20 protein-coding genes, 2 tRNA genes and 1 pseudogene are annotated in these 22,304 nt (G+C 46.6%); 16 read left to right on the top strand and 7 right to left on the bottom strand.

Annotation, left to right across the window (positions count from 1 at the left end; translation table 11 throughout):
• Positions 1–1,001: 1,001 nt before the first annotated feature.
• From AN618_RS10045 to hflX, 5 genes are all read right to left on the bottom strand, one after another.
• Entirely contained in the window at positions 1,002–1,940 is a 939-nt protein-coding gene (locus AN618_RS10045) for a tyrosine-type recombinase/integrase (protein WP_066354578.1), read from the bottom strand.
• Positions 1,941–2,013: 73 nt separating this feature from the next.
• Positions 2,014–2,089 (bottom strand) — tRNA-Glu (locus AN618_RS10040).
• A gap of 1 nt (position 2,090) precedes the next feature.
• Positions 2,091–2,164: transfer RNA gene (locus AN618_RS10035), tRNA-Gln, on the bottom strand.
• Positions 2,165–2,205: 41 nt separating this feature from the next.
• Positions 2,206–3,378 carry an MFS transporter gene (locus AN618_RS10030; RefSeq protein WP_066354574.1) on the bottom strand — a complete coding sequence of 391 codons (1,173 nt, stop codon included), beginning with the start codon at positions 3,376–3,378 and terminating at the stop codon, positions 2,206–2,208.
• A 61-nt stretch (positions 3,379–3,439) separates the two neighbouring features.
• Positions 3,440–4,687, bottom strand: a complete 1,248-nt coding sequence (hflX, locus tag AN618_RS10025; protein WP_066354559.1) for a GTPase HflX — start codon at positions 4,685–4,687, stop codon at positions 3,440–3,442.
• A gap of 132 nt (positions 4,688–4,819) precedes the next feature.
• Between hflX and fba the strand changes: the two genes are divergently transcribed.
• The 14 genes and pseudogenes from fba (at position 4,820) to AN618_RS09960 (ending at position 18,800) form a co-directional block, all read left to right on the top strand.
• Entirely contained in the window at positions 4,820–5,749 is a 930-nt protein-coding gene (gene fba, locus AN618_RS10020; RefSeq protein ID WP_066354556.1) for a class II fructose-1,6-bisphosphate aldolase, read from the top strand.
• A gap of 34 nt (positions 5,750–5,783) precedes the next feature.
• A complete protein-coding gene (locus AN618_RS10015; protein ID WP_066354549.1) occupies positions 5,784–6,740 on the top strand; it encodes an ROK family protein in 957 nt (318 codons plus the stop codon).
• Between the two features lie 108 nt (positions 6,741–6,848).
• Positions 6,849–7,529, top strand: coding sequence for a helix-turn-helix transcriptional regulator (locus AN618_RS10010; RefSeq protein ID WP_066354547.1), 681 nt, complete (start codon positions 6,849–6,851; stop codon positions 7,527–7,529).
• Between the two features lie 37 nt (positions 7,530–7,566).
• Entirely contained in the window at positions 7,567–7,944 is a 378-nt protein-coding gene (locus AN618_RS10005) for a RidA family protein (RefSeq protein WP_066354545.1), read from the top strand.
• Between the two features lie 42 nt (positions 7,945–7,986).
• Positions 7,987–9,192, top strand: a complete 1,206-nt coding sequence (ilvA, locus tag AN618_RS10000; protein WP_066354544.1) for a threonine ammonia-lyase — start codon at positions 7,987–7,989, stop codon at positions 9,190–9,192.
• Between the two features lie 42 nt (positions 9,193–9,234).
• Complete coding sequence (gene sdaAB, locus AN618_RS09995; RefSeq protein ID WP_083515171.1) at positions 9,235–9,891, top strand: L-serine ammonia-lyase, iron-sulfur-dependent subunit beta; 657 nt, start codon at positions 9,235–9,237, stop codon at positions 9,889–9,891.
• 11 nt (positions 9,892–9,902) lie between these two features.
• The gene (sdaAA, locus tag AN618_RS09990; RefSeq protein ID WP_157081710.1) at positions 9,903–10,769 is read left to right on the top strand and encodes an L-serine ammonia-lyase, iron-sulfur-dependent, subunit alpha; all 867 of its coding nucleotides are present in this window, start codon (positions 9,903–9,905) and stop codon (positions 10,767–10,769) included.
• A gap of 15 nt (positions 10,770–10,784) precedes the next feature.
• Entirely contained in the window at positions 10,785–11,963 is a 1,179-nt protein-coding gene (locus AN618_RS09985; protein WP_066354540.1) for a dicarboxylate/amino acid:cation symporter, read from the top strand.
• 64 nt (positions 11,964–12,027) lie between these two features.
• Positions 12,028–13,077: an S-methyl-5-thioribose-1-phosphate isomerase gene (gene mtnA, locus AN618_RS09980; protein WP_066354537.1), complete on the top strand. Its 1,050-nt coding sequence runs from the start codon at positions 12,028–12,030 to the stop codon at positions 13,075–13,077.
• Between the two features lie 172 nt (positions 13,078–13,249).
• Positions 13,250–13,387, top strand: a pseudogene (locus AN618_RS14035) (transposase); the annotation flags it as partial.
• 56 nt (positions 13,388–13,443) lie between these two features.
• Positions 13,444–14,754 (top strand): RNA-guided endonuclease InsQ/TnpB family protein, encoded by a 1,311-nt coding sequence (locus AN618_RS09975; protein WP_066354535.1) that lies wholly within the window; start codon positions 13,444–13,446, stop codon positions 14,752–14,754.
• A gap of 227 nt (positions 14,755–14,981) precedes the next feature.
• Positions 14,982–16,064 carry a mannose-1-phosphate guanylyltransferase gene (locus AN618_RS09970; RefSeq protein WP_066354533.1) on the top strand — a complete coding sequence of 361 codons (1,083 nt, stop codon included), beginning with the start codon at positions 14,982–14,984 and terminating at the stop codon, positions 16,062–16,064.
• 45 nt (positions 16,065–16,109) lie between these two features.
• On the top strand, positions 16,110–17,207 hold the full coding sequence (locus AN618_RS09965; RefSeq protein WP_066354531.1) for a CapA family protein: 1,098 nt from the start codon (positions 16,110–16,112) through the stop codon (positions 17,205–17,207).
• 171 nt (positions 17,208–17,378) lie between these two features.
• Entirely contained in the window at positions 17,379–18,800 is a 1,422-nt protein-coding gene (locus AN618_RS09960) for an MFS transporter (protein ID WP_066354530.1), read from the top strand.
• 54 nt (positions 18,801–18,854) lie between these two features.
• Here AN618_RS09960 and AN618_RS09955 read toward each other — a convergent pair whose 3' ends face one another.
• Both AN618_RS09955 and AN618_RS09950 read right to left on the bottom strand, forming a co-directional pair.
• Positions 18,855–20,129: an ArsB/NhaD family transporter gene (locus tag AN618_RS09955; protein WP_066354529.1), complete on the bottom strand. Its 1,275-nt coding sequence runs from the start codon at positions 20,127–20,129 to the stop codon at positions 18,855–18,857.
• Positions 20,130–20,269: 140 nt separating this feature from the next.
• Positions 20,270–20,707 (bottom strand): CBS domain-containing protein, encoded by a 438-nt coding sequence (locus tag AN618_RS09950; protein ID WP_066354527.1) that lies wholly within the window; start codon positions 20,705–20,707, stop codon positions 20,270–20,272.
• Positions 20,708–20,880: 173 nt separating this feature from the next.
• Between AN618_RS09950 and AN618_RS09945 the strand changes: the two genes are divergently transcribed.
• Together AN618_RS09945 and lepB are read left to right on the top strand one after the other, a co-directional pair.
• Complete coding sequence (locus AN618_RS09945) at positions 20,881–21,606, top strand: N-acetylmuramoyl-L-alanine amidase family protein (protein ID WP_066354526.1); 726 nt, start codon at positions 20,881–20,883, stop codon at positions 21,604–21,606.
• A 62-nt stretch (positions 21,607–21,668) separates the two neighbouring features.
• Complete coding sequence (gene lepB, locus AN618_RS09940) at positions 21,669–22,193, top strand: signal peptidase I (RefSeq protein WP_066354523.1); 525 nt, start codon at positions 21,669–21,671, stop codon at positions 22,191–22,193.
• The last annotated feature ends 111 nt before the right edge of the window (positions 22,194–22,304 follow it).

Genomic DNA, 22,304 nt, shown 5'->3' with positions numbered 1-22,304 from the left:
CGTGACATTGGCAGGGATTAGCTTGACACCTTGACAGAAAGGAGCACAAAAGGAGCGAAAAAGGAGCACATTTTTAGGGTATCCCCATTTTACGGATGCCTTCCTGCCTCGGGAAGTCATTTGCTAAGAAATACTAAGACTGCAAAGGGTATTCCAACTTGGAACATCCTTGTGGCTTAGTAAAACTTAGGATAAATGGGACAAAGCGGGACAAGATGAAACGATGGGACATTAGTCACTAGACTAAAAGCGGAAACTTGCGTCCGCATTGTCCGCAACGTCCGCACTCTTGCGTTGGGAAAGAAGGCAAAAGAAAGGCAAAAAGAAGGCAAAAGAGAGAAAAGCGAGAGAGAAAAGGGAGAGGAAATAACACCCTCAGGGGAAGGGTAGCAAAAGGGTTGCAAGAGGGTTGCAAAACGAACAAAACAGGCACAAAAGGGTAGCAAAACGACAGAGAAACGACAGAAAAACCGAAGCAAGAGAGAAGCAAAAGGGAAGCAATTGAAACGACCTCGGGAAACTCGAGGCCATAGTAACAGGCCCAAAATTGGACTCGTAGGGCCTTGCGTTAAAGGCACGAGGCTCATGGCTCGCTTGAGGAAAACGCAAAATATCGCAAAGATTCACACCCCATAAGGGCCTGTGGAAAACAAATGTAAAACTTAAGGAAGGCAAAAAGAAGGCAAAACAGAGGCAATTTGCGGTTTTTGCGAGGTTGAAGAAAGGCCATTGCCTAAACAAGTTTTAACATAGGCAAAAGCAGGATACCGAAACATAGCGAACAGAAGCATTGAATAAGGCCATTGATGACCTCCAAACAGCGTATAAAAAGCTTACAAAAAGCTGATTGATAGCGGAATACACGGGAACAGAAAACCCACGTAAAAACGGACATTTTCGGACGTTGTAAGTCAATTTAAGTCAATTTTTCAAGCGAACCTAACGAACCGAACCATAGATAAAAAAGGGCCGGGATGAATTATACCACCCCGGCACTTGACTTACACCAGCTTTCTCGGTGCTCTCTTGCCCATCTGCTGTAACTTCTGCACGGGAGAAGCCTTCTCGTGGATTTCCTTAATATCGTCCTGCGAAAGCCTGACGTAACGCCTTGTCATAGTCAAATCAGTATGACCTAAAATTCTTTGAAGGCTGAACGGGTCACCGCCTGCTTTGAGGAACTCGATGGCGAAAGTATGACGCAAACCGTAGGGAGTGACTTTTATTCCTGCTTTGTTGCAGTAATCCCTCATCCTTCTGTCCCAATGCTGGCGACAAAGCGGGAGACCGTTTTCTGTTGCAAATAAAGGCACATCATCATCCCACCAATCGGGGCGTAACTTTAAGAACCTTGCAAGCTGTTGAACGGTGAAAGGAGTAATTACAAGCGTGCGTCCTACCCTTGTCTTTGATACTTCGGGCCTTATCCGTATTTCTCTCGATTCAAGGTTTAAATCCGACACCTTGACTTGAAACAACTCTCCGGGCCTTGCTCCGGTATCTATCTGCACTAACATAAGGCAATAGTCCCTTAACCCTGCATAACTCTTTTTATTGGGCTGTTCGAGTAGCTTTTTAACTTCCTCCAGTGAAATATGCCTGATATTGTTTATATCTTCCTTGGCTTTCTTTATCCCTTCCGTTGGATTGGCTGGGAGATACCCTTGACTTACACACCACGAAAAGAAGGCCCTGAGGTATTTTAGGCGGGTGTTTCTTGTAGCAGGTGCGACTTCTTCGCTAAAGTATTTGAATATTGCTTTACGGAGGGAATTGTAATCGTGCACATCGGGGAATTTTTCAAGAAAACGGTTGATGTGATAAGTGTAGTCTTCGAGGGTGCGGGGTGCGAGTCCACTCGCTGACTTAAAAAGCAGGAATTCGTCCCTTGCTAACTGCAAATCCATGACTTTGGGGTTGAGTTTAGCAATTTTGGCCATGAAAAAACCCCCTTTCAGAGTTTCCGGACTCTTTGAGGGGGGTTAATCCGTAGAACCCTTGATTTATAAGCTTTGGTAGCCCTACGGGGACTCGAACCCCGGTTTCCGCCGTGAGAGGGCGGCGTCCTGGACCACTAGACGATAGGGCCATGGCTGCGGGACCAGGATTCGAACCTGGACTACATGATCCAGAGTCATGGGTGCTACCGTTACACCATCCCGCAGCGACTAGCAAAAGATATATTAGCATATTTTTATCAGCAAGTCAAGATACAGCTCCGTTATATTTTTTTGTCCTGTTGATGAGAGGAAGGTACGCGTAGTTGAACAGAAAAAATCCTGCTAACGGGACAAGCGATAAAATAAGGTACAGGTATTTGAAATCCACGTACTGGCTGAGGCCGCCCAGCACCGTCCCTGCTGCCACTCCCAGGTCGAAGGCGGCGGTATATATTCCAAGAGCCATTCCCTTGTATTCGGGGGATACATTGAGCACCAAAATAGCGCTTAACATGGGAAACAACAGGGCGTAACCCACTCCGTATATTACGGAAACGGCGATGAGCTGATGAAAGTTAACGACAAGGCTCATCGAGACAAACGAAACGGTCAGAAGAATTAAGGAAGTGGATACCAGACTTTCCAAATAACTTTTGCTCCAGGAACCCAACGCCAGTCTGGCTATTATGACCGATGCGGTATTTATTACGAAAAAGTACTCAATCCCCGAAATACCCCGTTCTTTGGCGAAAACGGGAAGCATTGCGGATATCGCACCGAAAGTAACAAGTCCGCAAAAAAGCACTAATGTAGGGAGATATACGTTTTTCTTTAATAAAACTTCAACGAATCTGTAAGACTGACTTTTTTCAGTTGTTGTTTCAAAATCGTGGAGCAAAAATACAAAAAGTCCTGCGACTAATGCCAGTATAACGGTGGTCATAACGGGGCCTGAAAAACCGTAAATTTCCATTAATTTTACACCAATTGCGGGGGCAAGTCCTTTGGCCGCAATGCATGCTATACTGTGAAATCCCATAAATTGAGCCACGGTGGCAGAAGACGATATATCTGCGGCGAATGTGGTGGCTGCTACGGTGAAAGCTCCTATGCTAAAACCGTACACCAGTTGGGCCAAGCTGAAGCCTATCGAGGTTGCCGGAAAGTTCAAAAATAAAGGAGTTATGAAAAACAAGGCTATCGAAAAAAACATCAGTTTTCTGCGCCCCATGGCGTCCACCCAGATTCCTCCAAGGGGCCTTGATACCATTGAGCTTATAGAAAAAAGTCCCATTATTATACCTATGGTAAGTTTATCAATGCCCAGTTCCATCATGTAAATGGGGAATACGGGCATCATTAGATAATACGTCGACAGGAAAAATACGGTTGCCGCAAGGTCATATATGAAGTTTTTCGTAGTGTTGTAGTTTGCCATGTCTGTCGATGCCCTCCTAAATGTATCTTAATTCTATAAAACTTCGGCAATCTATCTCGTTTCAGAAACAGCTTCTGTCGAAAAGGTATTTCCGTAATTTCCTCAGCAAGATGGAATCGATCATTCCTTCGATTTCGATTCCCTCGGGTCTGTATTCCTCCCGCTCGACCTTGCCGTTTTCATATATGTCGTCGAGTAAAAACCCGTATTCGTATGGAATCAAAAGCGAAGCGTGTTCGCGGGTTTGAGGCAAAAGTACGCACATTTTTTTAAGCAGCAAGTCCAGGTTAGTTCCTTTAAGGGCAGAAATCTCCACTGCGTTTTTGTCGTTAATTAAAGGCTTTGAGCAGTCTAATTTATCTATTTTATTAAGCGCAAGTATGGACGGAATGTCGCTAGCCTGTATTTCTTTAAGGACCGCCCTTACAGTTGCAATTTCCTCGTCAACCGCGGGATTTGATGCATCCGCCACCAGGATGAGAAGGTCCGATTCCTTTACTTCTTCTAAAGTAGCTTTAAACGCTTCCACTATTTCGTGCGAAAGCTTTCTTATGAACCCGACGGTATCCGAAAGCAGAACCTTTCGCCCGTCGGGAAGTACCAGTGCTCTAGTTGTAGTGTCAAGGGTATCGAACAGCCGGTCGTTGGCAGATACTCCGGCTCCGGTGAGAGCGTTCATCAGCGTGGATTTTCCGGCATTGGTGTAACCGACAAGGCTTACAACCGGGTATTTTCTCGAGCTCCTTAAAAGTTCCCGGTTTTTCCTTATCCTTTCCAGCTCCCTTTTTAAATAAGAAATTCTGCGGCGTATATGTCGCCGGTCTGTCTCCAGCTTCGTTTCGCCGGGGCCCCGGGTGCCTATACCGCCGCCTTCCCGGGAAAGTTCGACGCCCTTTCCGGTGAGCCTCGGCAGCAGGTGCTGAAGCTGGGCAAGTTCTACCTGGATTTTGCCTTCCAAAGACCTTGCTCTTTGGGCGAAAATGTCCAAAACCAGCGTCGTTCGGTCAATTATTTGTGTACCTATAATATCTTCGAGATTTCTAATCTGCACAGGAGTAAGGTCGTCGTCGAAAATAACCGCATTTGCCCCCAAAAATTCCGCCATTTGTGCGATTTCGCGGACCTTTCCCAGACCAAGGTAGTACGCCGGGTCCTTGCTAGGACGCTTTTGGGTGACTTTTGCAAGTACTTCGGCTCCGGCAGTTTCAGCAAGAAGTGCAAGTTCCTCCAAGGTTTGCTGCTCGGAAACTCCCGATATCAAACCAGCTAAGATGGCTCTTGTTGCGGGTTTTCTTGTTTCTAGAGGCATGTGTTAGACAGCCTCCCCGGATTTTATTCTCGTTTAGATTATATCATTTTAGGGCTGCGTCGATATACATTTATCCAAATTTATTATATAATTTTGTCGAAATTAAAAAAAACTAGGAGGAAGGGACTTAAAATGCCGCTTGTTACGTCTAAAGAAATGTTCAAAAAAGCCTACGAAGGTGGGTATGCCATTGGAGCATTTAACGTCAACAACATGGAGATTATCCAGGGAATAGTGGAAGCCGCAAAAGAAGAAAGAGCGCCGCTAATCTTGCAGGTATCAGCAGGGGCGAGAAAATACGCAAAGCCCGTATATCTCAAGAAGCTGGTGGAAGCGGCGGCGGAAGACTCCGGACTTCCCATAGTACTTCACCTTGACCACGGCGAGGATTTTGAAATATGCAAGGCCTGCATCGACGATGGGTTTACTTCGGTGATGATCGATGGGTCGCGGCTTCCCTTTGAAGAAAACATAGCGCTTACCAAAAGGGTAGTAGAGTATGCCCACGAAAGAGGAGTTGTAGTGGAGGGTGAACTGGGTAGACTGGCAGGGGTAGAAGATAACGTGAAAGTGAACGAAAGAGAAGCAACCTTCACAGATCCAGATCAGGCTGTGGAGTTTGTTGAAAGAACAGGAGTGGATTCCCTCGCCATAGCGATAGGCACCAGCCATGGAGCCTACAAATTCAAAGGCGAACCGTATCTTGACTTTGAAAGGCTGAAGAAAATAACGGAAAAATTGCCGGGATTCCCACTGGTGCTTCACGGTGCATCGTCGGTCCTGCCTGAGTATGTTGAAATGTGTAATAAATATGGAGGGGATATACCGGGCGCTAAGGGAGTGCCTGAAGAAATGCTCAGAAAAGCGGCTACCATGGGAATTTGCAAGATAAACATCGATACGGACTTGCGCCTTGCGGTAACCGCGGTCTTGCGCAAATATTTAGCTGAAAACCCGGCGGAGTTCGACCCGAGGAAGTACTTGGGAGAAGCGAGGAATGCCGTAAAGAAGGTTGTGCAGCACAAAATCAGAAATGTCCTCGGTTGTAGCGGGAAGATATGATAAATTTAAAGGGCAACCTGAGGGGTGAAATCGTATGGCAAGGATAGCTGTGGGCGTAGACTTGGGAGGCACAAAAATAGCCACTGGCGCCGTAGACGATAATGGTACTCTTCTTGCGAGGACCGAATTGCCCACCCTTGCCAGGGAGGGTCCCGGAAGGGTTATACAGAGGATGAAAGAGAGTGTGTACGGTGTGCTTCAAAAGTTGGGCCTGTCATTAACCGATATAGCAGGCATAGGCATAGGAGTTCCGGGACCCATGGATGCCCGAAGAGGTGTAGTCAAAAACCCGCCCAACCTTCCGGGATGGGACGACGTACCGCTCCTTTCGATAATGCAGGAAGAATTTAATATAAGAATATGTCTCGAAAACGATGCCAACGCCGCGGCTCTAGGAGAATACCTTTTTGGTGCAGGAAAAGGTATAGAAAATTTCGTTTACATAACTATAAGCACCGGCATCGGTGGAGGGGTTATTGCGGGAGGCCGGCTATTGAAGGGTGATGGCGGGAATGCTGCGGAAATAGGACACATCACCATAAATTTTGAAGGGCCGGTGTGCGGTTGCGGCAACAAAGGGTGCTTTGAAGCGTACGCTTCAGGGACCGCAATGGCAAGATTTGCAAAGGAAGGGATACTGTCCGGCAGGAAGACGATATTGGGCAACTTCTATCAAAAGGAGGAGGTAAAGGCCGAGCATATCTTTGCAGCAGCTAAAGAGGGGGATGAGTATGCAATGGAACTGGTTGAAAAAGAGGGTTTTTACCTGGGAGTGGGATTGGCAAGCGTAGTAAATGCCTACAATCCCAGGTGCATTGCCGTTGGTGGCGGGCTTACCAAAGCTTGGGATATGTTTTATCCAAGAATGATAGAAGTTATGAGGAAAAGGGCCCTTCCAGTTAACGTGGAACGCCTTGAAGTGGTAAAAGCAACGTTGGGACCGGATGTTGGTATAATAGGTGCTGCATCGTTAATTTTCCAGAAAGAGTAGTAAAATTTTTTATAATAAGGAAGACACACCATTATAAAAAAATTTTTTTATGGTAGAAGGATTTTATCATTTTGTGTAGAATATTATTTGCGAGAGGATGTTAATAATATGGGAAAGGGGAAGGGAGAACTTTTAAAAAATTTCATACCTATTGTTGATTTCATCGCAGGCATTGCAGGACCATTTTGTGAAGTAGTGCTGCACGATGTGAGCAATGTGGAGTCATCTATAGTGGCCATAAAAAACAATCATATAAGCGGCCGGCAAGTGGGAGGACCCCTAACCGACCTGGGGCTGAAACTTCTGAAAGAAAAGGCTTATAAGGAAAAAGATTACCTCTTAAATTATCCTGCTAAGACTAAGGATGGCAAGGTGCTTCGTTCTTCCACCTTTTTTATAAAAGATGATAATGGAGACATAGTGGGAATGCTATGCGTTAACATAGATCTAAGCGGAGCTTATGCCGCAAAGAGATTCCTTGAAGATTTCATAATGGGAATAAATGGGGCTTCTAAAGAACAAAGTACAGATACAGATAATAAAGAATTGCCGGAGCACCTGACTATATCACTGGAGGATTTGATGCATTCTTTGATTGAACAAACGATGGCAGAGATCGACGTGCCACCAGAGCGGATGTCGCCTAAGGAAAAAATGTGGGTTGTCCATAGATTGAGCGAGAAGGGCGTATTTATGCTGAAGGGAGCAGTAGCCGAAGTGGCAAAGTGCCTCAAGACCTCGGAAAATACCATTTACCGTTATTTAAACAAAAAAATTGATGATGTGTAAATAAAAAATTACAAAAAAAGAAAGGAGAAGGTAAACAATGAAAAAGGTAATCAAAACCGACATGGCTCCTAAAGCGATAGGGCCATATTCTCAGGCCGTTATGGTGGGGGATTTCCTATTCGCTTCCGGTCAGATAGCGATAAATCCGGCGACCGGTGAAATTGTCGAAGGCGGCATCGAAGCCCAGACAAGACAGGTTATGGAAAACGTAAAAAATATACTCCAGGCTGCAGGAATGGATTTCAGCAATGTGGTAAAGACGACTGTATTTATAACCAACATGGATGACTTTGGGAAAGTCAATGAAATTTACGCTACTTACTTTGGTGAAAATCCGCCGGCTCGTTCTTGCGTAGAGGTAAGCAGGTTGCCGAAGGGAGCCCTAATTGAAGTTGAAGTAATAGCGCACAGGTAGTATAGCCTGTGCGCTAAAAAATGAGGAGGCGGAAACAAATCAATGTTGACTTTAGAACAGATTAAAGAGGCAAGAGAAGTTTTGAAGAACGTAGTGTATAAAACGGGATTAGTGCACAATACCACTCTGAGCGAGATGAGCGGCAACAATGTGTACCTGAAAATGGAGAATCTTCAAAAGACGGGTTCCTTTAAGATTCGAGGGGCCTACAATAAAATAGCCCACCTCACGGAGGAAGAGAAGAAAAGAGGAGTAATTGCTTCTTCCGCTGGCAACCATGCTCAAGGGGTTGCCCTCGGAGCTACATCTTACGGCATAAAATCGACGATCGTGATGCCGAAACACGCACCCCTTTCAAAGGTTTCCGCCACAAAAAAATACGGTGCCCAAGTAGTGCTGCACGGCAATGTATACGATGAAGCCTACGCCATGGCAAAAAAAATTCAGGAAGAAACTGGAGCGACATTCATACATCCCTTTAACGACCCGTACGTAATTGCCGGGCAGGGTACTATTGGCTTAGAGATTCTCGAAGACCTACCGGATACCGATGTAATAGTGGTGCCGATAGGCGGTGGTGGTCTCATATCAGGAGTGGCATTGGCGGCCAAAAGCGTAAAGCCGGAAATCAAGATTATTGGGGTCCAGACCAAAAATATGCCCTCGATGGCCGTGTCTATTTCAAAAAATGAGGTAACCACAGTGGAAGGAATACCCACCATTGCCGACGGGATAGCTGTTAAAACTCCGGGTGATCTGACTTTTGAAATGGTGCAAAAATACGTGGATGAAATTGTAACGGTTGATGAAGATGAAATTGCGAACGCCATTTTGATACTGTTGGAAAGGGCCAAGGTGGTGACGGAGGGTGCGGGAGCGGTATCCGTCGCTGCTGTGCTAAACCACTTGACTCACGTGAAAAACAAAAAAGTAGTGGCAGTGGTGAGCGGGGGCAACATCGATGTAAATATCCTGTCGAGAGTAATTGATAAGGGGCTTGTAAAAAGCGGACGCAAGATATTTTTGGATACCTTCATTCCGGACAGGCCCGGAACACTGTGGAGGCTATTGAATCTGATTGCCGATACGGGGGCAAATGTCCTGTCGGTAACGCACGCCCGCTCCACCAAAGAAGTGCCTATCGGCTTTGCAAAAGTGGAGTTGGAACTGGAGACGGCCGACGAAGAGCATGTACAAAGGTTAAAGGATGTGCTTATAAGGCACAATTACAGTATAAATATTCAATAAAATTCCAAGCACGGGGAGGTGAAAAGGGCAGGAGGTGATAATTTGGACATCTTCGATATCATAGGACCTGTCATGATAGGACCTTCCAGCTCCCATACGGCGGGTGCCGTGAGGCTGGGAAATCTTGCAAGAAAAATCCTGGGTGAGGAACCAAAAAAAGCAAAGATAATTCTTTTTAATTCCTTTGCCAGGACGGGCCGCGGCCATGGGACGGACAAGGCCGTAATTGCAGGCCTTCTGGGATTTACACCCGATGACGAGCGCATAAAGACGGCCTTCGAAGAGGCCCGGAAGAGAGGACTCGCATATCAATTATTTACCGAGGAAATCGATGAAAGCCTCCATCCCAACACGGTAACTTTCGAACTGGAAGGAACCTCGAAAAAAACCCAGGTTACCGGCTGTTCAATCGGTGGAGGCAGGGTAAAGGTTACTGCGATCGACGGCTTTGATGTCGAATTTTCAGGAGAATATCCCACGATTATTACTGTGCATAAGGATAGACCAGGCATAGTAGCCAGCGTTACTGCTCATCTGGCGCAAGAAGGTATAAATATTGCTGAGATGCGAGTTTCGCGAAAGAAAAGGGGACAAGAGGCGCTGATGGTAATTGAAACGGACGAGAAATTGCCAGAGATGATAAGAGAGGTTTTAGAAAACATTAAAGACATCCACCGCGTAATAACATTTTCCGAATAAAGGTGAAAAAAATGACAAACACGATTGAAGAACTAGTTGTAACGGCTGAAAAACTAGGCTGCAGAATATCGACTTTGGTCAAAGAACAGGAGGCGAAATCTAAGGGATGCACCGAAGAAGAACTCTTCCTTAAGATGAAGTCCTATTTGGAAGTTATGAAGCAGGCGGCAAATAAAGGGGTGCAAAGTGAAATCAGCTCCATAAGCGGCATTACAGGCGGCGAGGGGAAAAAGTTGTGGGATGCTGTAGGCAGGGCCCTTTCAGGGGAAACAGTGGCAAAGGCTGCAGCGAGGGCTATGGCTGTGTCGAACGTAAATGCCTCTATGGGCAGGATAGTTGCTGCACCTACGGCCGGCTCGTGCGGAATTGTGCCCGGGGCTGTTTTGACGGTGGGAGAAAAACTTTCAAAAACTGACGACGAAATTGTAGAGTGTCTTTTTACCGCTGCCGCAGTTGGAAAGATAATAGCTCTCAATGCCACACTTGCCGGCGCCGAAGGCGGTTGTCAAGCGGAGTGCGGGGCAGCTTCAGCTATGGCTGCCGCTGCTATAGTCGAGCTGGCCAGTGGAAGCCCAAGGCAAGTATCGCATGCTGTTGCTATAGCACTTAAAGCAGTGATGGGGCTTGTATGCGATCCAGTGGCAGGATTGGTAGAAGTGCCTTGCGTTAAGCGCAACGCCATGGGTGCTGCAGAGGCTATTTTGGCTGCCGATTTGGCTTTGGCAGGGATTGAAAGCGTCATTCCCGCAGATGAAGTGATTTCGGCTATGAAGGAAGTAGGACGGATGATGTCTGATAAATTAAAGGAAACCGCTATGGGCGGCGTTGCTGCAACACCGACCGGGAAAAAATTGAGCGAAAAAATACGCAATTTTTAGAGGAGGTATTTTCTGATGAAAAGCTTTAATCTGGGGCTGCTTCCCAGGCTCATCATAGCGATTATTTTGGGTATACTCATAGGTTCTTTTACTCCAGCTCCGGTTGTTAGAATCCTTGCAACTTTCAACTCCATATTTGGGAATTTCCTTTCATTCGTAATACCGCTCATAATTATAGGATTCGTGGCACCTGGTATTGCAGAACTCGGCACTGGTGCCGGCAAGCTGCTTTTCATAACGACCGCTATAGCTTATATTTCAACTCTGATAAGCGGGTTTTTTGCTTACGGGGTTGCCACAAACCTGCTTCCGAGGATAATCCAGCAGAGCAGTCAGTTTGCTGCGACAAATCCGGAGGAAGCTTTACTAAAGCCGTTTTTTACAATAGCGATTCCGCCCACCTTTGACGTCATGTCGGCCCTGGTGATGGCCTTTACGCTTGGCATAGGCATGGCGGCGCTGAAGGAAAAGACCATGTTTAACTTCATGTCCGAATTCCAGCAAATCATCCAGATGGTAATTTCTAAAGTAATAATTCCGCTTCTGCCGGTTCACATAGCGGGTATTTTTGCAAATATGACTTATGCAGGAGAAGTTGCTAGAATTCTGTCGGTATTCGGCAAAGTTTTCGTAATAATCATCGCATCACACCTTATCATAATACTGTTTCAGTTCAGCGTGGCCTGCCTCTACAGCGGAAAGAGTTTGATTAAGGCCCTGAAAAATCAGATACCGGGCTACCTTACAGCGATAGGAACTCAGTCCTCAGCGGCCACCATTCCGGTTAACCTCGAATGCGCAAAGAATAATGGCGTATCAGAGGGAGTCCGGGAATTTGTTATACCCTTGTGCGCCACCATACACCTTTCAGGCAGCACTATTACGCTAACTACCTGCTCGATTGCGGTGATGATGCTCAATGGCATGCCGGTTACGCTGGCTAAGATGGCGGGATTCATATTCATGCTAGGAATCACCATGGTCGCAGCTCCTGGCGTTCCCGGCGGCGCTGTGATGGCGGCTTTGGGTATCCTTCAGAGCATGTTGGGCTTTGGCGAAGCGCAACTTGCCTTGATGATAGCTCTATACCTCACTCAGGACAGCTTCGGTACCGCGTGCAACGTATCGGGCGACAACGCCATTGCCCTCATAGTCGACAAGATTGCCCAGCGGATGAAACTAAAGACCGCATAAAAGGTTCGGGTGCCCTTGTTGCCTGCCCCCCGGAATGTTAAAATAAATACCGGGGGGTTTTGCTATGTCGAAAACGGGACTTTTGTCGTTGATTTGGGATGGAGAAAGCCTTAATATGCTAGATCAAAGACTTTTGCCTTCTGAAATTAAATACAGCAAAAAAACGACGGTTCAAGAAATATGGGAGAGCATAAGGACGCTGGAGGTAAGGGGAGCTCCTGCCATCGGGATTGCGGCAGCTTACGGATTTTACTTTGCCGCCCGGGAAGCTCCGGATACCGACTTTGAGTCTTTTTGGAAATATTTGAAGGAAAAGTCGGATTACCTGGCATCCTCCAGGCCCACGGCTGTAAACCTCTTTTGGGCGCTCGAGCGGATGGAGAAAAAGGTACTAGAATCGAAGCACCTTCCGATTTCGGAAATAAAAAGATTGGTAAAAGAAGAAGCCGAGGCGATTCACCGGGAAGATGAGGAGATTTGCCGCAAAATCGGTGAATACGGTTTGACGCTTTTACGCGACGGAGTCGGAATTCTTACCCACTGCAATGCGGGACAACTTGCCACCGCACGCTATGGGACGGCTACGGCGCCGATTTATCTTGCCCACGAAAAGGGGTGGAAGGTAAGGGTATTTGCCGATGAAACAAGACCCGTGAATCAGGGTTCCCGCCTTACGGCGTTGGAACTTATGCAAGCCGGCATAGACGTGACCCTTATATGTGATAACATGGCCGCGATGGTGATGTCAAAGGGCTGGGTCGACGCGGTAATCGTGGGGTGCGACAGGGTTGCAGCAAACGGCGATACCGCCAACAAGATAGGTACTCTTGGCCTTTCCATCCTGGCGAAATATTACGGCATACCTTTTTACGTAGCCGCTCCGACACCGACGATCGACCTTGAAACAAAGACGGGAAAAGATATTCCGATAGAGCAGAGAAACCCGGAAGAAGTGACTTGCAGCTTCGGAAGAAAAACCGCCCCCGAGGGAGTCAAGGTTTACAATCCGGCTTTTGACGTAACTCCTGCCGAGAACATAACGGCCTTCATTACCGAAAAGGGAATCATATATCCGCCTTTTGAAGAAAATATTAGGAATGTGATAAATCGGTAAAAGTAGTCAAAGACCTATAGAAGGTCTTTTTTTTTTTTCAGATTTTTATATGTTATAAAACCGCCGCGGGAAGACCCGCCTCCTTTAGGGGGCGGGATGAAAGTGGCGGCCAGGTTGGAAAAGAAAAAACCAGATTGTTTTTTCTGTCCAGGTGTAGTATACTGAAGTTGCTATGAAAACCAAGAAGACCAGGTATGCTCCCTACAATATAAACTCTCACTTCGTCTGGATACCGAAGTACCGCCGTAAAATTCTGGTGGGTCCGGTTGCCGAGGAGCTGGAACGGCTAATTCGCCGCTGGCACGGTATCTGCCGAAACTATTCAGCACTACATCGCAGAGTGCCAGGATGAGTAGGTGAGAATACATGGCCTGGAGCGATAAGTCACATCCTCACCGCCTCCTTTTGACCAAACAGTTTCCGCTGGGCTTGGAAATGCTATCGGTTTTCCAACCCGCCATGCTGGCGGCCAACCGCATCTGGAACTCCTGCGTCTGGCACAGCCGGGAAGCTTTCAGGCAGGAGAACCGCTGGCCCACGGAAGCAGAGCTCAAGGCAAAGTTTAAATCTTTCGCCGCGTGGCACGAACTCCACTCCCAGTCGGCTCAGGCGGTGGTGGAAGAATACTTTGAGGCCGTATCGAGCTACAGCAGGCACAGGGAAAACGGCCACCTGGAGATGAATCCGCCAAACTTCAAGCCGAAGAACCACCTTCGCACCGTCACCTGGAAGAGGCAGGGCTTCGATGTTGAGGATAACACCCTCGTACTGAAGCTTTCCCGGAAAAAGGAACCCATCAAGGTCGCACTACCTGAAGGATGGAACGTAGTTACCCTACCGGACGGTATAGGAATGAAGGGCGTCCCGGTCGAGGTCAAGGTGAAGGCGGTCGTCCGCCGCCGCAAGGTGGAAAACCTGGTTCTCCACGTGACCTTCGACCTGGGAGTGGTGCCCGTTTACCGCACAGGCGCCGTTTCGGCCTATGATTACAACTCCGGCCTGGTAGCACGGGCTGCATTAAGCGGTCAATTGGACCTCTTCGTCTGCCGGGAACTCCTCTCCCTGGTGCAGTACAGAAACAAGGTCCTGGCAGAGTTCCAGGAGAAGATGAGCCGCTTGAAAGAAGGCTCCCGCAGGTGGAGGAAGCTTTCGCGTGCTAAGGCCCGCAAGCTGAGAAAACTCGACCGCCGCATAAGGCAGATGGAACACGCTTTAACGAAGCTCTTTGCGGAGCTGGACGAAGCGGAGGGTGTGGCCTTTGCGGTGGTGGGTGACTTAACTAACCTGCGCCGCTCCGCCCGCACTGGAATGAAAGGCAGGAAGGCTACCCAGAAGATCAACCAGATGGCCTACGACCGGCTGCACGCGGAGCAGCGCTACAAGAACCTCATGCGGGGCGTGCAAACCGACCCCTGGACGGAGAAGAACACGTCCTCCGCGTGCTGCCTCTGTGGTACCCGCAACCCTGCCTGGAGGAAGCACCGTGGCCTGTGGGTGTGCAGGAAGTGCGGGTTAATCCTGCAGGCCGACTTAAACGGTGCGGCCAACCTCTTAAAGCAGTACCTCTTTGGCAGCTGCACGGGCAGGGAGCTGCCTTTTGCCTTTGGTGAATCCAGAGTCTGGCGCTGGGACAAGAGGTCCAACAAATTCGAGCAAGTATCTCCAAGGGCCGCTTAAGCGGCACCTGGAGTAGTCGGGACGGAGGTGACGGTCCCCTCCGGGAGGCCCTCCGGCAACGGGTCAAAAAGGGCCGCTCGCACCGGTGTAGCCCGGCAGGCGCACGCGCCTACCGATGGAAGCCCTACCCCTTTAGGGGTAGGGAGGAAGTCACATTAATATAAAGGGCGATATTACCAGCTCATTAAGGGGAAAATAAATTTGTAATGTACTATGGGGGGAATGGTATGGATAAGTATGGGGTTATCATGGCCGGAGGGGGAGGAACCCGCTTCTGGCCTTTGAGCCGGACATCTACCCCGAAGCAGTTTCTGAACATAACGGGCGACGATACCATGATAAATGACACAATAAAAAGGATAAGGGACATCATCCCGCCGGAAAGAATTTTGATAGTTACCAATAAGGCTCAGGAAAAGATGTTGAAAAAGGTAATATGCGAGGATATCCCCCGCGAGAATATCCTGCTGGAGCCCGTGGGCAGGAACACCGCCGCCTGCATCGCCTACGCTTCCCTGGTGATAAGAAAGAGAAGCGGCGATGCGGTGATGGGCGTTTTTCCGTCGGACCATTATATAAAAAACACCCAGGAATTTCAGAAGGTTTTAAACGCGGCGTTCAGCCTTGCGGAAGGCTCGAACAAGTTGGTGACGATGGGTATTACGCCCACCTTTCCGTCCACCGGTTACGGTTACATAAACTTTGACCGGGAAAAGGTCATACAGGTGGGGGATAAGGTCGCTTACGAGGTGATAGAATTTGTTGAAAAACCGGACGTTCCCAAGGCTAAGGCTTATATAGAAAGCGGGAACTACCTCTGGAACAGCGGCATGTTCGTTTGGAAAACATCCGTCATATTGTCCAACTTCGAAAGGTTTCTCCCCAGACTTTACGGCAAGTTAATCGAAGTGGAAGAACATATAGGTACACCTGCAGAAAAAGAAATTATAGAAAAGGTTTATCCTTCCCTTCCGGACATTTCCATTGACTACGGCATAATGGAAAGGGCTGTTGATGTGGCGGTCATTCCGGGCGATTTCGGCTGGAGCGACGTGGGCAGCTGGGATTCTTTGGGCAGCGTGATTCCGCCGGATGAGAACGGGAATATCATAAGAGGGGATTACGTGGATATTGAAACGAAAAACAGCATAATATATTCGAGCGGTCGACTCATAGCGGCCGTAGGACTCGAAGAGATGATCGTCGTAGAAACCGCCGATGCCATACTAGTGTGTCCCAAGAAAAAAGCTCAGGAGGTTAAAAAGGTAGTGGAACATCTCAAAAAAATGGGAAGGAAGGACCTTATTTAAATAATAGGCCCCACGGGGCCTAAGAGCGTATAAGGAAGTGAATGGATGAAAAAATCAGTAAAAGCGATATCGCCGGCGGTGGCCGTAGTTTTGGTGACTGCCGCGGTATTTGGAGTGTATTTTGGGCTGAATAGTCCTTATGTGATAAAGACCGTGGAAGTTGAAAGTACAAGTTTGAAGGAGCCTGACAGGACGGCGGTTGAGAAAAGTAAACAAGTCACGTTGGTTGCCGTCGGCGATGTGATGATGCACATAGGTCAAATCTGGTCCGGCTATGACGAGAAGAGAAAATCCTTTGACTATTCGGGATTTTTTGCGAAAGTAAGGGATATAATAGCCGAGGCAGACATAGCCATGGCTAACCTGGAGACGACGCTAGCAGGACCGGAAGAAATTTTTACCGGCTATCCCCGGTTCAACAGCCCTGATGAAATAGCAGATGCCCTGAAATACGCAGGCTTTGACATTATCTTTACTTCCAACAACCATTCGCTGGACAGGGGAGAGAAGGGTGTTCTAAGGACCATCAAGGTGTTGAAAGAGAGGGGGCTTGTTCCAGTAGGGACGAACGAAATTGAAGAAGGACAGCAAAATGTGTTGATTAGAGAAGTAAACGGCATAAAGATAGCTTTTTTGGCCTATACTTACGGCACCAATGGTATACCGCTTCCCAAGGACAAACCTTTTCTGGTCAACCTCATGGATGAAGACGTCATTCTTAAAGACATAAAGGCGGCTAGGGAAAGTGCCGACGCAGTGGTGGTGTATCTGCATTTTGGTCAGGAATACTCTAGGGAACCGTCGAAAGACCAGAGAATTTTGGCTCAAAAGCTCGTTTTAGCGGGAGCTGATCTGATAGTAGCAAGTCATCCTCACGTAGTACAGCCTGGTGAGTGGGTGGAAGTAGAAACCCCCTCTGGAAAGTTGACTAAAAAATATATAGCCTTTTCTCTGGGCAATTTTATTTCGGCCCAAACCTTCCCTCACACGGACGAAGGGGTCATTCTGAAGGTTACCGTCGAGAAAGACATAAATGACAATTCAATATCAGTAGTAGACGTGGAGGAAATACCTACGTGGGTTTACAGGTACAAAGAAAAGGGGAGGATGAAGTACGTCGTAGAATTAGGTAAAAAACCTTAGGGTCACACCATGAGATAATGTTCCGATTCGCACGCCTTTTTTACTTCGTCTTTGCAGGGAGGCTTTTTCCCCCACGCGCCTAAATCACAGTAACATATGTATTATTACACAATTTGATAAATTGCAATAAATTTCAATAGTTCATTTTTACACATAACAGAGGTGAAGTAAATGGAGTTCCAAAACAAATATAAAATTTTACTCGCGGTGCTGATAGGAAGTCTTATGGGCCCGTTGGACGGCAGCGCGGTTAACGTCGCTATGCCTACCTTTTCTGAATTTTTCAAAGCCGGGATGACGACTGTAAGCTGGGTTTCGATGGCCTACCTTCTGGTTCTCAGCGGGCTTCTTTTAACTTACGGTAAATTGGGCGATGTGATAGGGTACAAAAAGCTTTTTTTGTCGGGAATGCTGCTTTTTACAGTTGCATCTGCTCTTTGCGGTATTTCGCCCTTTATAGGTTTTCTGATAGCATCGAGGGCCCTTCAGGCAGCCGGCGCGGGGATGATGATGGCTGTGGCGCCCGCCATAATAACCACAACTTTTCCAAGGAATGAGATGGGGAGGGCCTTGGGGTTTAACGCAGTTGCAGTTGCTGCCGGTTTATCCATAGGTCCTTCGGTCGGCGGTTTTCTACTTTATGCCTTTGGATGGAGGGCTATATTTTTTATAAATATACCGATAGGCGTTGCAGGATACTTCTGGGCGAAAAAAGTGTTACCCGAAGGGCAGGTGCTAAAAAAAGCGACATTCGACGTTTTAGGAGCCTTGCTGGGCTTTATATTTTTGATGACGATGCTCTTTTACATAAGCAAGGGCCAGGAACTGGGATGGAATTCCGTATCCGCACGTTTGCTCGTTGCCGTATCCATTGCGGCATTTATCCTCTTTATAATCAATGAAAAAAGATCCATGGCACCGATGCTGGACCTGAAACTATTTTCCAACCGGACTTTTGCTTCCGGAAATTTAAGCTGTCTTTTAAATTTCACGGCCCAGTATATAATGGTGTTTCTGACACCCTTTTATCTTGAAAAGGCGGGTTTTTCGCCGGGTCAGGTGGGCGCAATAATGACCGCTTTTCCACTTACGGTGCTCTTCGTCGCTCCGCTGACCGGAATGCTATCCGATAAATTGGATTCACTTTTGCTTAGCAGTGCGGGTGCCCTTATATGTTCCGCAGCCCTATTTTTGATGGGAAAACTGGGATACGATTCCAGCATTTTTGATGTGGTATGGAGGCTGATGCTTTTCGGCTTGGGCAACGGACTTTTTCAAACCCCCAACAACAGTTCCGTGATGGGCAGCGCCCCCAAGAACATGCAGGGCGTGGCATCTGGAGTTTTGGCCACCATGCGCAATGTGGGCATGGTGGTAGGGGTGGCGGTTGGCAGCGGCTTTTTTACGCTTCGCAACAGTTATTATTTAGCGGTGCTGCCTTACACGGGCGGTATGCTGATAGATGAAGCATTCATAAGGGCTTTGAAAGATGCTTATTTTTTAGCGGCGTTCATAGATATTCTCTGTATGCTGGCTTCATTAGTAAGGGGGAAAAAAGACGAGTCGTTCAAAGAAAAAATGGAAGTTCATTGAGAAAAGAACACCGCTCTCGAGTTCCTCGGAGCGGTGTTCTTTCTGGCGTATTTTTTACTTAAAGTATCTCGCCAAAAGGTATAGGGCGGACGCAAAAACTCCCACCAGCATTGCCGGGAATCCAATTTTAAAATAATCCCTGAAATTTATTTCGTAACCACTTTTTTTCGCTATACCCGCTACCACTACGTTAGCGGAAGCACCTATGAGAGTGCCGTTGCCGCCAAGACAGGCACCTAGCGAAAGGGCCCACCAGTACGGGTGTACGTCCACGCCGGTCAACTGTCCGAGGGCTTTTATCAGGGGTATCATGGTTGCGACAAAGGGTATATTATCTATAAAAGCCGAAAGGATTGCGGAAGAAAACAGTATGGTAAGCCCCGTCATCATCGGGTTCCCTCCAGTTAAAGCGAGAACTTCTTTCGCAATCCACTCTATGACGCCTGCTTTTTCGATGCCTCCCACCAAGATGAATAGACCTATAAAGAAGAAAATAGTGGTCCACTCCACCTCTCTCAGGACTTCTTCTGGTTGTATTCGGCTTACTAAAAGCAATGATGCACCCCCAAAAAGAGCTATTGTGGCAGGTTCCAGGTGCAATTTTTCGTGGAAAATGAAGGCGGCTATAACGGCAATAAGCACAACGAGGCTGTACTTTAGCAAAGCTGCGTCCTGGATAGCCTTATTTTCATCGAATTTTTTTAATTTGCTTTGGAAATCTGCAATGGAATAGCTACCGCGATAATAATAAACTCTCATAATAATAATGGTTAGAATAAGAACGATTAATGTTACTGGGCCCAGATTAATAACGAAATCCATGAAACTAAGCCCGGCCTCAGAACCTATCATCACGTTCGGGGGGTCGCCGATGAGGGTAGATGTGCCGCCAATGTTAGATGCGAAAATCTCGGCCATTAAAAGAGGAATGGGCTCTATATTGAGAGCATCGGTAATAAGGAGTATGACGGGAGTTACCAGGAGAACAGTGGTCACGTTGTCCAGGAAGGCTGAAATGAGAGCCGTTATTACAGAAAAAACCACCATCATTTTGACCGGGTCGCCTTTTGCCCATTTGGCGCCTTTAATGGCCAGGTACTCGAATAGGCCGCTTCTTTTTACCACATCGACTATAATCATCATGCCAATTAGGAGGCCTAGAGTGTTGAAGTCTACATAACCAAGGGCTTCATTCTGGGACATTATGCCCAGGAGCACAATTAAAAGCGCACCTACCAGGCTTATAATCGTTCGGTGCACTTTTTCGGTTATTATCGCCGCATACACGGCGATGAATATGACGACCGATATGATTTCTTTAAAGTGCATGGCTATCTTCTCCTATCTAACATAATGAATACAATATACTAGTAAAATTACATTTACTCAATAATTATAATACGCGCGACATAAAAAACAATTATTGATTTTCTTCCTAAAAAATAAAAAAAGCCGATAACAGGCTAAAACTAAGTATTTTTTGCAATTGCTCTTATAATATCTATTTTGCTTATTATTCCGCGCAGCTTTCCGTTTTTCTGCACCAGAATATGCCTTATATTTTTTTTAACCATTATAGCGGCAGCATGAACCATTTCGTCCTCTTCATCTATTGAGTAAGCCTTTTGCATAACTTCCTTGACCTTGACATTTCTTAGGTCCTTTGTCTTGCTATTAAATTTCTGAGAATTCAGCAGGAAAAAACCGTCTTCAAGAGTGTCCAGGTACGAAGGCAGGCATTTTTTTATAATATCGCCTATCGTTACTATCCCCAATATTTTCATGTCTTCATCCACTACTGGCAATGCGTTTATCTTGTTTTCTGAAAGTAGGTTTATGGCTTCACTCAGCGAAGTATCTGGATTGACCGTGATGACGTTGGTTGTCATGATGTCCTTTGCCAACATTTCAATCGCCGCCTTTTATTAAAATTTTATAAATCAGTCAATATTATAACTTTTCATTTAGAACAGGTCAAATGACAAAAAGTCCGGAAATTGATAAAAATTAGCCGTAACGCTCATATATCCCCCTTTTGAAAAATATTTTTATTAAAGAACGCAAAAAAAGGGGGATATGTATGGGAAAAAATCGGGGGAAATTTCCCGATTTTAAGGTTTTAATCCTTCTTTTTGTCCTGGTCACAGCCGGCAATTTGTTAATTTTGAAATCGAGCCAGACGCTCCCTGTTTTTTGGTTTTTTACGCCCCTATCGGGCAGGACTGTAGTTATCGATCCCGGGCATGGTGGAATAGATGGCGGTGCATACCACGGCGACGGTACTTTAGAAAAGCACATAAACCTTTCGGTAGCATTTAAACTCAAAAGCGTATTGGAAAAAAACGGCGCGAAAGTGGTATTGACTCGAGCTAAGGACGAATCTTTGGACTACAGAAACAACAAAAGCAAATCCCGGCACAAAAGGGATTTAATTGCGCGGGCTGACATCATAAATGAAGTAAATCCCGACATTTACCTCAGCCTTCACGTAAACGCCGAGAAAAATTCTCCAGCCACCCGCGGTCCTATGGTTTTTTATTACAGGTCCAGTCCGGAAAGCCGGCGCCTTGCAGAGCTAATACAGGCTCACCTTGAAGAAGCTTACAAATCGGCAGGCCACAGCGTAAGAAAGAGAAATCCCTATGCCAATTCCACCCTTTTCCTTCTTTGCAATGCCAGGTCTCCTGGAGTCATAATAGAATTGGGATTTATGACAAATGCGGATGACCGGCGCCTTCTGCAGAATCCCGATTTTCAAAACAAATTGGCCAATGCCATAGTGCTAGCCTTGAGAGAATATTTTTGATGGCTTTATTTTTTTGTGTTATAATAAGTAAGTGCTGTTAAAACTTAAAATCGGGTGATTGCATGAGATACGATTTAAAAAAAGAAATACTGGATTGGATAAAGTCCATAGCCTTTGCGCTGATAATTGCCCTTGCCATCAGGACTTATATATTCGAGCCTATGATAGTACCTACCGGTTCTATGATACCGACTATCCAGGTTGGTGACAGGATTCTCGTAAATAAATACATTTACCGATTTGAACCGATTAAAAGAGGCGACATAGTGGTATTTAAGTACCCGGATGATCCTAAGCAGACTTTCGTAAAAAGAGTTATTGGGCTTGGCGGCGATGAGATCGAAATTAGAGATGGCCAACTTTACGTCAATGGAAATCTTTTGGTGGAGCCGTATTTGAAAGAACCGATGATAGGTGATTTTGGCCCCTATAAAGTTCCAGAAGGGCACTATTTCATGATGGGAGACAACAGGAACAATTCTAAAGACAGCCGCTTTTGGGAAAACATGTATGTTCCGAAAAAGCTCATTATGGGCAAAGCAGTCTACCGGATATGGCCGCCTGGAAGGATTGGAAGATTGGAATAAATTCAATTTAAGGGCTGTCAATATCTTTTAAAAATGTCACCTAAAAATGGGCAAAAATGCGGTTAAATATCGTATGAAAATGTCACCTTAAAGAATCAAAAATATGGGGGC

Origin of the sequence: Fervidicola ferrireducens (assembly GCF_001562425.1) — a bacterium.
Lineage (GTDB): Bacteria > Bacillota > Thermosediminibacteria > Thermosediminibacterales > Thermosediminibacteraceae > Fervidicola > Fervidicola ferrireducens.
Note: the sequence above shows the minus strand (reverse complement) of the source record. Positions and strands in the feature narration are given on the sequence as shown.